Below are 13,697 nucleotides of genomic sequence, written 5' to 3'. Positions count from 1 at the left end.
GGGTGCTTCAGCCGTGTTCGCCGGCTTGAAGCCGGAACACACTGCGGCGCTCGCCCACCGGCACCCCCGCCACATTCAGCAACACCTGTGCTCGCCAAGGCGCCAGCGCTTGGCGCTGGGCGTCGTCGAGCCAGCCCAGTTGGTCCAGGGCCTCGACGGTGGCGGCAAACAGCGCCGCCTTGTTGCCGTCCATGACCTTGATCGCCAGGGCTTGGCCCCGCGCACGGCTGGCCACGACCTGCACGCCGTCGGCCCCCACTTTGGTGACCCAGTCGCCCCGGCCTGCGCGCATGAAGTCGGCGTCGTTTCTGCCGGTGCCCGAGACCAAATCAGGGTGCGCACTCATGGCCTGGCCCAGCAAATGCAAGCTGGCGCCATAGAGGCCGTCTGATTCGGGTTGGGCCAAGCGCGCGTAACTGCGGGCCAGGCGCGACAAGGGCATGGCGTAGTTGGGGGCCGAGCAGCCGTCAATGCCCAGCGCCAGTTCTTCTTCGCTCAGGCCAGCCAAGTGCGCCACGGCACGGCGCACAGCTTGCTGTAAGGGGTGATCCACGGCGGTGTAGGTGTCCATGGCCAAGCCATGCTGGACGCAATACGCCAAAAACCCGCTGTGCTTGCCACTGCAGTTGTGGTGTCGTTCGTCGTAGGCAAAGCCTTCGGGCATGGGTTGGTCCATGAACGTGAAACGGTAGGGCACATGGCAGCCGCAGCGCATGTGGTGGGTGCGGGTGCCGCTTTTGCGCAGAATGGACGAGACCTGCTCGACATGCCTGTCTTCGCCGTTGTGGCTGGCGCACAGCAGGGCCAGCTCCGGCGGTGTGAAACCGAAGTGCGCCACGCCACCCGATTGCACCAGGGGCAGTGCTTGCATGGCCTTGAGGGTAGAGCGGGTGAAGCACAACCAGTGTGGATTGCCCACCTGGGCCAGCACACGGCCTTGCGTGTCGGTCACGGCCAGAGCGCCCAAGTGCAGGCATTCCTGGATGCCATTGCGGCTCAGCTCGATCAGGGGTTCGAAGTTCATGCGGGCTCTCGGTGTTGGAAAAAATCCAGTTTAAATTGTCCCGGACTTGACCTGCTGTCTCCGGGACAGCGCCGCACAATGAACGCATGCAACAAATTCACTCTCCCCTTCAGGCCCAGGTGGTGCAATGGCTGGCGCAAGCTGGTGATGTTGTGGCCGCGGGACAGCTGCTGGTGATTTTGGAGGCCATGAAAATGGAGCACGAAATCCGTGCTTCTCAACCAGGGCGTGTGGCCGAGCTGTATGTCCATGCGGGCGAGACGGTGGCGGAAGGGCAGGCGTTGTTGGCCTTGGCGCCGTTCTCAGAGGGACGGGCCAGTCTGCCATCGGCTCAGCCCCCAGTGGATGGCGCAGTGCTCGCCGCAGAGCGGGGCGACCTGAAAAAACTGCGCGCGCGCTTGGCCTTCACGCAGGACGCACAACGCCCGCAAGCCGTGGCCAAGCGCCATGCGCAGGGTTTGCGAACGGCGCGGGAAAACATCGCTGAGTTGTGCGACGAAGGCTCTTTTGTAGAGTACGGCGCACTGGCCGTGGCCGCGCAAAGCCGCCGCCGCAGCGCCGATGACCTCATGCGCAACACACCTGCCGACGGCATGGTCACGGGCATCGGCTGCGTCAACGGCCAGCGTGTCGTGGTCATGGCCTACGACTTCACCGTGCTGGCGGGCACGCAAGGCATGCGCAACCACCAAAAAACCGACCGCATGTTGGGCGTGGCCTTGCAAAACAAACTGCCTGTGGTGTTGTTCGCCGAAGGTGGTGGGGGCCGGCCGGGTGACGTCGATGTGGCCATCGTGGCGGGCCTGAACTTGGCCACATTTGCCTCATTTGCCCGGCTCAACGGCCGGGTGCCGGTGGTGGGTGTGGTGGCGGGGCGTTGCTTTGCGGGCAATGCGGCTTTGCTGGGCTGTTGCGATGTGATCATCGCGACCCGTGGCAGCAACATCGGCATGGGTGGCCCGGCCATGGTCGAAGGCGGTGGCTTGGGCCTGTTCAAGCCCGAGCAAATCGGCCCGAGCGATGTGCAGCATGGCAACGGTGTGATCGATGTGTTGGTGGAGACGGAAGCGCAGGCCGTGTCAGCGGCACGCCATTACTTGTCGATGTTCCAGGGGTTGGTGCCCGAGGGGCACGCTCCGCCCGGCGAGGCACTGCGCCATGTGGTGCCGGAAAACCGTTTGCGCGTGTACGACAGCCAAACGGTCATGCAGGGCATCGCCGACGAGGCCAGCCTGTTGCCGCTGCGCACGGGTTTTGGCGTGGGTGTCCACACCGCGCTGGCGCGCGTCGCAGGTCGTGCGGTGGGTATGTTGGCCAACAACCCGCTGCACTTGGGCGGCGCGATCGACGCCGATGCGGCCGACAAAGCGGCCCGCTTCATGCAACTGTGCAACGCGCACGGCCTGCCCATCGTCAGCTTGGTGGACACGCCCGGCTTCATGGTCGGACCGGACACCGAGGCCACGGCGCAGGTGCGGCATGTCTCGCGCATGTTGGTGGCTGCTGCGCACCTGCGGGTGCCACTGCTCAGCGTGGTGCTGCGCAAAGGCTACGGTCTCGGCGCGATGGCCATGACGGGAGGCGGTTTTCATGAAACCCTGAGCACGGTGGCCTGGCCCACGGGCGAGTTTGGTGGCATGGGCCTCGAAGGCGCGGTGCGCTTGGGTTACCGCAAAGAGTTGGAAGCCTTGCCCGAGGGGCCTGAGCGCGAAGCCTTGTTTGAGAACTTGCTGGCGCAGCAATACGACAACGGCAGTGCCATCAACATGGCCGCGACGCTGGAGATCGACGCGGTGATCGACCCGGCCACCACCCGCGACTGGCTGGTGGCAGGTCTGGCAGCAGGGCAAGTCCGGCCCACGGACGGCACGCTGCCCATTGACACTTGGTGAGCCTGGGACGCCAGCGTCGGCTGGCTTCAGCCAGGGCTCAGCCGCGCAGGCAGCACCGTGCCCACGCATTCACCAAAACCTATCCGCGCCGCACCTGCTTTTTCGCACCAGCCGCGCAGCACCACGCTGTCGCCGTCTTCCAGCCAGGTGCGCTGCTCGCCACCCGGCAGGGCGATCGGGTTTTTGCCGCCGGTGGTCAGCTCGATCAGCGCGCCCGCCTGGTCAAGCGTCGGGCCAGAGAGGGTGCCGCTGCCCAGCAAGTCGCCCGGCTGCAGGTTGCAGCCGTTCACCGTGTGGTGCGTGACCATTTGCGCCACCGTCCAATAAGCGTGGCGGTAGCTGGTGCGGCAGATGCTGGCGTCGGCTTGGCCGGCTTCGCGCATCTGCGGCGTTTGCAGGCCCACTTGCAATTGGATGTCGAACGCGCCGCCGATGCGGTTCGTGGGCGAGTCCAGATAGGCCATGGGTTGAGGGTCGCCTTCTGCGCGGGTGAAGGGCACGCGGTAAGGGGCCAGCGCTTCGAGCGTGACCACCCAGGGCGAGACCGTGGTCGCAAAGTTTTTGGCCAGGAAGGGGCCGAGCGGCTGGTATTCCCAGCCCTGAATGTCGCGCGCCGACCAGTCGTTGAGCAGGCAGATGCCGAACACATGGTCTTCGGCTTCGGTGATGTCCACCGCATCTCCCAGCGCATTGCCACTGCCGATGAAGATGCCCAGCTCCAGCTCCATGTCCAGCCGCTTGCAGGGGCCGAACGCCGGTTCGGTGGCCCCGGGCGGCATGCTCTGGCCCACCGGGCGGCGGAACTGCTGACCCGACACGCCAATGCTGGACGCGCGGCCGTGGTAGCCAATCGGCACCCATTTGTAGTTGGGCAGCAGCGGGTTGTCGGGGCGGAACTGCTTACCGATGTGGGTGGCGTGGTAGAGCGATGTGTAGAAGTCGGTGTAGTCGCCAATGCGCGCGGGCACGTCGTATTCGGCCTCGGCTTGCGGCACCAAGCAGGCTTGCAGAGCGGCTTGTTCTGCCGAGCCTTCACGCAGGGCGCGGGACAGGGCCAAGCGCAAGGCGCTCCAGGCCGCAGAGCCCAGCGCCATCAGAGCGTTGAGTTTGTCTTGTGCGCCCGCTTGTGCTGCAGCAGCGGCTTCGCCTTTCAACAGGCCGGACTGGGCCAGAGCCGCCAGGTCCACGATCTGGTCGCCAATCGCCAGACCGCCACGGAAGGACTCAGCTGAGCTTTGGCGGCGGAACACCGCAAACGGCAGGTTCTGGATCGGGAAGTCGGTGCCTGTGGCGTTGGCCGAGGCGACCCAGCTTTTCAGGTTCGGGTTGTGGGTTTCGTTGAGCATCGTCATCGCACCCTCTTTCAGGAGGCCATGCTGCCGTCGTGCATCCAGGCGGCGTGCTTGGGGGCGCGCTTGGTTTGGCTCCACTCTTCGAGCATGTCCCATTTCACGTCATCGAGTTTCTTCATCATCTCGGGCGTGCCGCAGTCGGCGGCCAGCTCCAAGCGGTGGCCGCTCGGGTCAAAGAAGTAAATGCTCTTGAAAATGGTGTGGTCGACGGGGCCGAGCACCTCGACACCGCCCGCCACCAACTTGTCCTTGGCCGCCAGCAGCGTTTCCATGGAATCGACTTTCAAAGCCAGGTGCTGAACCCAGGCGGGGGTGTTCTCGTCGCGGCCCATCTCGGGCTGGCTGGGCAGCTCGAAAAAGGCCAAGATGTTGCCGTGGCCCGCATCGAGAAAAATGTGCATGTACGGGTCCGGTGCTTTGGTGGAGGGCACCTCGTTTTCGGCAATCGCCAGGACGAATTTCATGTCGAGGTGCTTTTGGTACCACTCGACGGTTTCTTTGGCGTCTTTGCAGCGGTAGGCGACGTGGTGAACGGACTGAACGAGCATGGGTGTCTCCGGGTGGATGGGTGTTGAATCAGAGGTCTTGCAGGGCTGCGTTGATGTGTTGCTGGAACAGATCTTCATCCGCCAGCGCATTGGCGTTCAGCAAAGCCAGCTTGACGAGGAACACCTGCGCCTTGTCCGTCCCCGCTTGGTCCAAGGCTGTGGCCAGTGCGTCGTACACGGCTTCGAGGCCGCCAATCGTGAGTGTGGGTTCTGACATGGTGTGTCCTTATTTGGGCAAGGCTGTGGCCAGTGCGGCTTGCAAGCGGGTGGCGTCCAGTGTGAGCCAACGGGCGCAAATGTGCTGGTCTGGTCGGAGCAAATAGGCGCCACCGTTGGCCGGCACGCCATAGCGCTGGCGCAGGTGGCCGTCGGCATCGGGCAGGTGCTTGTCGGCTCCGGCCACCGCTTGGGTCGCGCCGACCGCGATCACGTTCAGGGGCACGCCGTGGGCGCGAGCGGTCTGGATGACGCGCTGCAGCGCCTCGGGCAGGGCGGTGTCGGTGACGTACAGCAGATCAAAGCCGCCGCCCAAGTGGTCGAGCAAGTAGTCGTTCGCGCCCAGGCGCACGTTTTGTGGTGGCGCGCCGTGTCCCGGGCCGCTCTTGAACAGCGCGTTGTCGTCCCCCCTGCTGTTGAGCATGGAGTGGGTGTACTCGTGGGGCCTCGAAGTGCGCCAGTGGTAGAGGGGGCGCACAAAGTCCTGCGTGAGTGAGAGCGAGAGCACCGCATCGCGCAACAGGCGAAAGCCCGGGCTGGGCGGGGTCATGAAGCGGGTGCTTTTACCCGCTTCGGCGATGATCTCGCGCGCAGCGCCCACGCGCTCGGTGCTGTGGTTGGCCAGCAACTGGGGGCTGGCCAGACCCTTGACCACAAACGCCAGATGCCAGCCCAGTGACTGCGCATCTTGAAACGCCGTGTTGGCCCCGCGCACGCCAAAGATGGGCAGCAGGTGCGCCGCGTCCCCGGTGAAGATGACGCGGCCGTGTACAAACTCCGGCAGGGTTAAGGTGCGGGCCGAGTAGACCGAAGACCAGTCCATCTCCCACTTCAGGCCCCCGTGGCCGATCATCGCCAGCTGGGCGTCGATGCGGGCCTTGAGCGATTCGGGGCGCAGCGCCTCTTCGGGCGTTTCGCCTGGGGGCAGCTGGTAGTCCACGCGCCACATGCCGTTCGGTTCGCGGTGCATCAAGATGGTGTTGCCGGGGTTCCACTCGGGGTCAAAAAAGGCCAAGCGCTCGGTGGGGAACGGCAGATCAATTCGGATGTCGGCGATCACGAAAAAGCCTTCGTAAGACGCGCCTTCCATCTGCAGGTTCATGGCGCTGCGGATGCCTGAACGCCCCCCGTCGGCGGCGACCACCCAGTCGCTTTCCAGTTCGTAAGGCCCTTCGGGCGTGTCGACTTCGAGCACGGCATAGCCGTCTTTCTGCACGACGGCGTTGACCTTGTTGCCCCAGCGAAAATCGATCAGCGGGTTGACTTTGCAAGCGTCGTGCAGGTACTCCTCCATGAACTGCTGCTGCACATTGATGATCGGAAAGAACCGGTCATCGGCGTCATGCGGCGCTTCCATGCGAAACACGCGCTGGCCCCGGTAATAGGAGTTGCCAAAGCGCCAGGGCAAACCGCCTGCAGTCATGCGGTCGGCCACGCCCACTTGTTGCAGGATTTCCATGGAGCGACGGGTGAAGCAAATGGCCCGGCTGCCTTGCGAGAACTGCAACTCGGCGCTCAGCACCACGCTGGGAACGCCGTGGCGGGCCAACTCCAGCGCAGTGACCATGCCCGCAGGGCCTGAGCCGACGATCACGACTTTTTTTCGATCTTGCGCAGGGTGTGCCCAAGCCAGCCAAGGTTTGAAAACCTCGTATGGGTAATAGAGCGAAGGCCGGGCTTCGGTGCTGGGGGTGTGCATAGGGCTTGGGTGGGGGATTAGCGGGGACGGGCGTGGGCAATCAGGCGGTCGAACAGCGTGCTCAACGTGGCCTGTTCTTGTGGCGTGAGACAGCCGAAAATTTGATCGTTGCGCTGAGCGACCATGGCCATGGCGCGCTCAAAAATTGGGCGACCCAAGGCGGTGAGGGTCAGCACCACACCCCGCCCATCGCCAGGGTGATCGGCTTTGATCACCAAGCCTTGATCCACCAAAGCCTGCGCTGCTCGGCTGGCCTGGCCTTTGTTGAGGTTGGCTTTTTCGGCCAGTTCTTTCACCGACAATGGCTCGAACGTTCCGATGGTGGTCAGGCATCGGCCATCGCTCATCGACAGGCCTGTGTGCTCAGGGTAAGCCGATTGGCTGTCCGCATCGGTCAGCTTGTGCAGTTGGTGCAGGCGATAGGTGAGCGTGCGGTCCAGTGGTGCAGCTTTCGATGCCGCACGGGCAGCATTGGCGGTGGCAGGTGAAGGTGTGGGGGGAGACATGGGCCAAATCGTGTTTTGGCCGATTGTAGGTCGATATGGTTGCGGACGCAACCATATCGCCCCATGGCTTGTTCTGAGATCCGCGTTGAATCAGAACTCGAATCCGCCTTGTCTGCGCACTTGAGCAGAAGCAGGACCAACGAGCAATTGCGCCAGGATTTGAGCCTGTTCAGGCGCTTGTGCACCGGTGCAAATCCCCAAGGTGTAATCGGTGCTCAGTTCAAACTCGGCGGGCAGCACATCGACCAAGTCCACCCCTTGGGTGTAGTTGATTTCAGTGACTTGGGTGCAGCCGATCAAACCGCTTTCTTCGCTTTTTGCCATGGCCGCCATGGCCGTGGCGCCATTGGGGAACACGCGAAAGCGGCTTTGCAGAGACTCGTTCAAACCCAGCGCTTGGAGCACGTTCATGAAGTGAATGCCGGCCGTGGCTTTGTCGGGGTCCGGGAAGTAAATGCCTTGTGCAGCGCACATGGCGGCGTGCAGTGCCTCGCGTGTGTTGACGCTGGGGTGGGCGGTGCCACTGCGCACGGCCACCCCGGTTTTCACCAAGCCCAAAGAACGGGCACTGCCGGGCACCACATGGCCCGAGGCGATGAGCTGGTCGATCAAAGGCCGGGTCAGGATGATCACATCGCAGGGGGCACCACCCAGCAGCTTGTCGCGCATCATGCCCACAGCGCTGAAAGTGCCGTCAATGCGGCTTCCGGTGATGTGTTCGAACTCGGCTTGAACGCTTTGGACCACGGCTGCGGCTGCGCCGCCACTCAGTACATGCATGTTGTTCTCTCGTTTGGCTTAAGGGGTTGAAGGGTTGAGCGCTTCATCGCGGTCGATGGCACGCACCATGTTGTCGGGGGTGAAGGGCATGCCGCGCATGCGCACACCGATGGCATCAAAAATGGCATTGGCAATGGCTGCACAGGTTGGGCCGGCGCTGCATTCACCTGCGCCCAGCGAGGCGTGGCCTGCCCCGGGCATCAAGGCGACGGAGACGTCGGGCATGTCGCTGAATTTCAAAATCGGGTAGCGCGTCCAGTCGTTGGACGTGATGCCTTGTGGACCGAGTTCTGCCGCTTCACACAGCGCCCAACTGGCCGCTTGCAGGGCACCGCCTTCCAGTTGGTTGAGGGCGCCGTCGGTATCCACCACATGGCCCAAATCGGCGGCGATCCAAAGTTGGTGAAGCTTGACTTTTTCGGCCACCACCAGATCGACCACCACCGCGCAAAATCCGCCCGTATTTTTGTAGCGCGCATAAGCCAAGCCCCGGCCCCAGCCTTCGGTGCGGTTTCGGGCGCTGGCAGCTGTCCAGCCGGCCATGCCGGCCGCTTTTTGCAGGACGGCTCTTGCGCGTGCGTGCTCAACACCAGTTAGGTGCGCCAGTCTGAATGCGAGGGGGTCTTGCGCCAAGCCCTGCGCCAATTCGTCCATGACCGACTCGGCCGCGAGCACATTGACAGGGGCGCCCAAGGCCCGCATGGCCGAGACGCGAAACGGCATGTTCAGCACGCGGTGGTTGAGCACTTTGACCAATGGGATGCTGTAGGGCGGTTGGGCGTTGCGTTCAGACCCGCCGCCCACCGCCATCGCCGCATTGACAGCCAAAGTCACTGGTGCCGGGTTTGCGGTTTGCCACGCGCCCAGCAAGGCGGGTGTTTTGCCCCGTCCGGGCCGGGTGCCGTGGCCTTGACCCCAAACGGTTTGCGTCCATTCCAGCAATGACCCGTTCTCACCGATGGCCGCGTCGATGTGAACCGCCATGGCCGGGGCCAAGGGGGCATGACCGAGTTCGGCTTGGCGCGTCCACTGGACACGCACAGGGCGACCAGGCACCTGTTTCGCCAACCAAGCGGCATCCCAGGCCACATCGTCGGCGCCGTTGTGGCCATAACAGCCTGCGCCTTCGGCATGCGAGACCTGCACCTGCTCGGTGGGCAGATCAAAGGCCAAGCCCAAATCGCGCCGCAGGTTGTAAATGCCTTGGCTGTGGGTCCAAACCTCCAGGATCGGACGGGATGATGGCCCCCCCCATTGGGCCAACGCACAGCACAAACCAATGGACGCGTGCTGCACAAATGGCCTGTGAAATTCGGCGGTCAAGCGCTGCCGTACGGCGACGCCCAAACGTGCATCCGCATCGCTTGCCCATGGGATCGAGGTGTCAGCCACCAGCGTGCTGTCAAGGGCTTGGGCTTTCAGCCAAGCGGGCAAGGCGAGCGGGTCCGGGACTTGTGCAGTGCAGCGCCAAAATTGGCCCATCGCTGCACCCGCTTCGATGTGCTGGGCGATTTGTCCTAAAGCCTGTTCGGTCTCGGTCAGCACGCCCAGCAACAAGCCATCGTGCACCACCTGCAGCACGCCTGGCGTAGCGCACAGGCTTCTCGTCAGGGCTTGTATGTCCTGTTCGATCACTTCGGCACTGAGGGTGCCAGGGCGAAAGACCATGCCGTGGCACATGGGGTGCAACTCGCCCGGCATCACCCGGTCATGGATGTATTCGAACTCGCCAAAGACCTTGGCGGCCACGTCAGGGCGCAAGGGGGTGGGCACGGTGCAGGGCAGGTCTTGCGCAGCGTTCGGCGATTGCACATGCGAAGGTTCAATCGTGCTGTGTCCCATGGCGGGCTGCGACAGTTCAGCGTATGGGGCTTGCGGTGTGTGGCCGGGTGCGTGGAACCAACCGTTGTCGCAGCGCACGGCAGACACGGGCACACCCAGACGCTCGGCCATGGCCCGGCGGCAGGCCTCGCGCCAATGCGCGGCTGCACAACGCAGCGCCGTCCCCGAGTGCTGCACCGACAAGCTGCCCGAGGTCACGGCTTCGTCGGGGCTGAATGCGGTGCTGGCGGGCACCATGTCGATTTGCTCAGGGGGTACCCTCAATTCTTCGGCCACTATCAGGCGCAGCGCATGCGAGATGCCTTGGCCCAAATCGACCTTGCCCGAAAACGCCTGCACCCGTCCGCCCGGCCCCAAGGCCAGCCACTGGCGCAGCAAGGGGTGCGCTTGGAGGGATTCGGGCATCATGCCGCAGCCAGCCGTGCAGCGGCTTTTTCAATCGCGCGCACCACCCGGTTGTGAGCGCCGCAACGGCACAAATGGCCGTCGATGGCTTGCACGATCTCTTGACGAGTGGGGTGGGGATTTTTTTGCAGCAATGCGGCAGCCGACATCAGAATGCCGCTGGTGCAAAAGCCGCACTGCATGGCCTGCTCTTCGATGAAGGCGGTTTGCAAGGCATGCGGCGCAGACCGACTCCCCAGGCCTTCCAAGGTGGTCACGCTTTTGCCTTCGACGGCCCACACCGGCGTTTCACAGGCGGCCACCGCATGACCATCCAACAGGACGCGACAGGCGCCGCACTGGCCTTGCCCACAGCCCAGGCGCGTGGCTTTGAGATGCAGCGTGTTGCGCAGAAGGTCCAGCAGGCTTTGCCCGCTTTCGCCTTGCACAGACACCTGCTGACCGTTCACCTGCAGCGCGACGACCTGTTGCATGTTTCAGTCCGGCTTGGCACCCGAAATCTTGACGATGTTGGCCCATTTGGCGATGTCGGCGTTCAGGTACTGGTCAAACTCGGACACAGTCATCGACATGGGCACCGCGCCTTGTTTGGCCCAGGCGGCCTTGACTTCGGGGTTGTTCACGATTTTGCGCACCTCGGTGTTGAGCTTGTTCACCACGTCCGCTGGCGTGCCCTTAGGGGCCATCAGCCCCAGCCAAATGGTGGCTTCAAACTTGGGCACCGTCTCGGCCACGGTGGGCAGGTCTTGCAAGTTGGCCGATCGGCTCAGGCCGGTGCCGCCCAAGGCGCGCACTTTGTTGTCGCGCGACATGGCCGCCATGGTGGTTTCCGCGTCAAACATCACGTCCACCTGGCCCCCCACGATGTCGGTGCGTGCGCCCGAGCTGCCTTTGTAGGGCACATGGGTCATGTCGATACCCGCCATGAATTTGAACAACTCACCCGCCATGTGGTACGGGGTGCCATTGCCCGAAGAGGCATAGTTCAGCTTGCCGGGCTTGGACTTGGCCAGTGCCACCAGTTCGCCCACGGTCTTGACGGGCACCGAGGGGTGCACCACCAAGAGCAAGTTGGAGTAATTGACGGGTGCGATGCCGACAAAGTCTTTCATCAGGCCAAAAGGTTTGGTCGGAATCAAGGACTCGTTCACGGTGTGCGTGTTCGACATCATGAGCAAGGTGTAGCCGTCGGCCGGTGATTTGGCCACCAGGTCGGTGCCGATGATGGAGCCGGCACCGGGCTTGTTGTCGATCACAAAGGTTTGCTTGAGCTCTTCGCCCAAGCGCTGTGCCATGAAGCGGGCGTAATTGTCGGCAGGGCCGCCTGCGGCAAAGGGCACCACGATTTTCACGGGGCGGTTGGGGTAGCTTTGTGCTTGGGCCAGGCCACAAGCCAGTGCCAAGGTCAAAGCGGTGAATTTCAGGGTGCGGCTCAAGTTCAGCATGTCGTGTCTCCGATGGTTGTAAGGCTGGGGGCGAGGGTGCGGTACAGGGTGGCGGGGCTGGGCGTTGGTCTCTGCGGATCAATCGACCTTGCCGATGCGGACGACCAAGGCGCTCATTTCTTTGGCGTCGGCTTGAACAAAGCGCTCAAACTCCGGTGCATCTTGGTACATGAATGAAGTGCCCGAGGCCGTCAGGGCTGCCACGGCACGGGGGTCTTGTGCAGCAAATTGGGCCGCTTGGCGCAAGCTGTCGACCACCGCTGCGGGCGTGTCGGCCGGGACAAAGAGGCCTGACCATTGCGAGTACTGGATGGGGACCCCCAGTTCTTTGAGACTCGGCACCTCGGGCATGCTGGCCAGGCGGCCTTCACCCCAATGTGCGAGGGCGCGCAAGCGACCTGAGGCGATGTGTTGCTTCACGCTGGCAGGCCCGGTCGAGAGGGCTTCGATTTGTCCGCTGAGCAAGGACAAGACCGCAGGGCCGGCGCCGGTGTAGGGCACGTGCAGCATGAAGGTCGAGGTGGCGGCTTTGAGCTGCTCCATGGGCACGTGCATGGTGCCGTAATTGCCCGAAGAGCCGAACGAAATCTTGGCAGGATTGGACTTCACGTAGGCCATGAATTGCGCGTAGGTCTTCCAGGGGCTGTCGGCGCGCACCACCAACACTGTGGGGTCGGCGGTGAAGCGGGCAATGGCTTTGAGCTGATTGACCTGAAAAAGCGGGCTGCGCTGCAAGATTTTGTCGGCTTCAGGCAAAACCACCAGCGAAGACAAGGACATCAGCACGGTGTAGCCATCGCCCTTGGCTTTGGCCACTTGCGCCATGCCAATGCCACCCCCCGCGCCGCCTTTGTTTTCCACCACGATGCTTTGCTTGAGGTGCCGCGACATGGCTTCGGCCACCGGACGCCCCACCGTGTCGGCCACGCCGCCGGGGGGAAAAGGCACCACCATGGTGATGGGTTTGGTGGGGTAGCCCTGTGCACTGGCATTCAGGCCAGTGCACACCAAAGCAGCGCTCAAGATGAGCCGGATCCACGGACGATGTTGCATCACTTGTCTCCTCTTTTAGAGCAGGTCAGGGCGGCGCCCTGCCCGTTATGCGTCTCAAACGAAACGGTTTTCGATCTGGCCGATGCCGTCGATTTCGACACGGATCACATCGCCCTGGGCGATGTAGCGCGGTGGCTTCAGGCCCATGCCCACCCCGGCAGGCGTACCCGTGGCGATGATGTCGCCAGGGTAGAGCGTGATCCCACGTGAGATGGTTTCGATCAACGTGGGGATGTCAAAAATCATGTTCTCGGTCGGGCCATCTTGGCGCAACTCACCATTGACCCAGCAACGCACGCGGGTTTGGCGACCATCCATTTCGTCTGCGGTCACGATCCAAGGGCCCATGGGACAGAAGGTGTCAAAAGATTTGCCCATGTCCCACTGTTGGTGGCGCATCTGCACATCGCGAGCCGTCACATCGTTGACCACCGTGTAGCCAAAGACATGCTGCATGGCATCGGCTTGGCGGATGTTCTTGCCGCCTTGACCAATGATCACGGCCAACTCGGCTTCGTAGTCGATCTGGTCGGACACGGCCGCGCCGGGCAGTCGCACGTCGTCGGTCGGGCCGACCACGCACTCGGGCACTTTGGTGAACACGATGGGCCAAGCTTGGGTGTCGGTGTTGCTGTCCTTGAACACCGAGGCTTGCAGTTCTTTGGCGTGGGCGTGGTAGTTGCGGCCCACACACCAAACATTGCGGCGCGGCACCGGCAGGGGGGATTCGAGTCTGACCGACGACACGGCCAAGGCATCACCCTGCAGCGCAGGCAAGGGCTGTCCCGCCACCCAGGCGTCGATCAGCAGCTGGGCGCCGTGGTGGGCTTGGGTGTCGGTCAGCGCGAATGGGGTGACCTGCAGGCCGTCGGCTGAGACCTGACCGACATGGCGTTTCCCGTGGTGGATAAAAGTGGCGATGCGCAAAATGTTCT

13 protein-coding genes are annotated in these 13,697 nt (G+C 63.3%); 1 reads left to right on the top strand and 12 read right to left on the bottom strand.

Annotation, left to right across the window (positions count from 1 at the left end):
- Positions 1-7: 7 nt before the first annotated feature.
- Positions 8-1,024, bottom strand: a complete 1,017-nt coding sequence (locus tag ACHEXK_RS13860) for an asparaginase (protein WP_416546884.1) — start codon at positions 1,022-1,024, stop codon at positions 8-10.
- Positions 1,025-1,119: 95 nt separating this feature from the next.
- On the opposite strand from ACHEXK_RS13860, the gene ACHEXK_RS13855 reads away from it, so the two are divergent.
- Positions 1,120-2,916, top strand: a complete 1,797-nt coding sequence (locus tag ACHEXK_RS13855) for a carboxyl transferase domain-containing protein (protein WP_416548956.1) — start codon at positions 1,120-1,122, stop codon at positions 2,914-2,916.
- Between the two features lie 26 nt (positions 2,917-2,942).
- Here ACHEXK_RS13855 and fahA read toward each other — a convergent pair whose 3' ends face one another.
- The 11 genes from fahA to ACHEXK_RS13800 form a co-directional block, all read right to left on the bottom strand.
- Positions 2,943-4,268 (bottom strand): fumarylacetoacetase, encoded by a 1,326-nt coding sequence (gene fahA, locus ACHEXK_RS13850; protein ID WP_416546883.1) that lies wholly within the window; start codon positions 4,266-4,268, stop codon positions 2,943-2,945.
- An 11-nt stretch (positions 4,269-4,279) separates the two neighbouring features.
- Positions 4,280-4,816, bottom strand: a complete 537-nt coding sequence (locus tag ACHEXK_RS13845; RefSeq protein ID WP_416546882.1) for a VOC family protein — start codon at positions 4,814-4,816, stop codon at positions 4,280-4,282.
- Between the two features lie 28 nt (positions 4,817-4,844).
- Complete coding sequence (locus ACHEXK_RS13840; protein WP_416546881.1) at positions 4,845-5,033, bottom strand: DUF2783 domain-containing protein; 189 nt, start codon at positions 5,031-5,033, stop codon at positions 4,845-4,847.
- Between the two features lie 9 nt (positions 5,034-5,042).
- Positions 5,043-6,731 (bottom strand): FAD-dependent monooxygenase, encoded by a 1,689-nt coding sequence (locus tag ACHEXK_RS13835; RefSeq protein WP_416546880.1) that lies wholly within the window; start codon positions 6,729-6,731, stop codon positions 5,043-5,045.
- Between the two features lie 17 nt (positions 6,732-6,748).
- Positions 6,749-7,237 carry a MarR family winged helix-turn-helix transcriptional regulator gene (locus tag ACHEXK_RS13830; RefSeq protein WP_416546879.1) on the bottom strand — a complete coding sequence of 163 codons (489 nt, stop codon included), beginning with the start codon at positions 7,235-7,237 and terminating at the stop codon, positions 6,749-6,751.
- A 90-nt stretch (positions 7,238-7,327) separates the two neighbouring features.
- Positions 7,328-8,017 (bottom strand): molybdate ABC transporter substrate-binding protein, encoded by a 690-nt coding sequence (locus ACHEXK_RS13825; protein WP_416546878.1) that lies wholly within the window; start codon positions 8,015-8,017, stop codon positions 7,328-7,330.
- 18 nt (positions 8,018-8,035) lie between these two features.
- Entirely contained in the window at positions 8,036-10,267 is a 2,232-nt protein-coding gene (locus ACHEXK_RS13820) for a molybdopterin cofactor-binding domain-containing protein (RefSeq protein WP_416546877.1), read from the bottom strand.
- Positions 10,264-10,737 (bottom strand): (2Fe-2S)-binding protein, encoded by a 474-nt coding sequence (locus ACHEXK_RS13815; RefSeq protein ID WP_416546876.1) that lies wholly within the window; start codon positions 10,735-10,737, stop codon positions 10,264-10,266. Before ACHEXK_RS13815 ends, ACHEXK_RS13820 begins: the two co-directional genes overlap by 4 nt.
- A 3-nt stretch (positions 10,738-10,740) precedes the next feature.
- Complete coding sequence (locus ACHEXK_RS13810; RefSeq protein WP_416546875.1) at positions 10,741-11,709, bottom strand: tripartite tricarboxylate transporter substrate binding protein; 969 nt, start codon at positions 11,707-11,709, stop codon at positions 10,741-10,743.
- A 78-nt stretch (positions 11,710-11,787) separates the two neighbouring features.
- Complete coding sequence (locus ACHEXK_RS13805; protein ID WP_416546874.1) at positions 11,788-12,762, bottom strand: Bug family tripartite tricarboxylate transporter substrate binding protein; 975 nt, start codon at positions 12,760-12,762, stop codon at positions 11,788-11,790.
- Between the two features lie 54 nt (positions 12,763-12,816).
- Positions 12,817-13,689, bottom strand: coding sequence for a fumarylacetoacetate hydrolase family protein (locus tag ACHEXK_RS13800; protein ID WP_416546873.1), 873 nt, complete (start codon positions 13,687-13,689; stop codon positions 12,817-12,819).
- Between the last annotated feature and the right edge of the window lie 8 nt (positions 13,690-13,697).

It is taken from the genome of Limnohabitans sp. DCL3, from assembly GCF_048019295.1.
Lineage (GTDB): Bacteria > Pseudomonadota > Gammaproteobacteria > Burkholderiales > Burkholderiaceae_C > Limnohabitans_A.
This window is presented reverse-complemented; position numbering and strand designations above follow the sequence as displayed.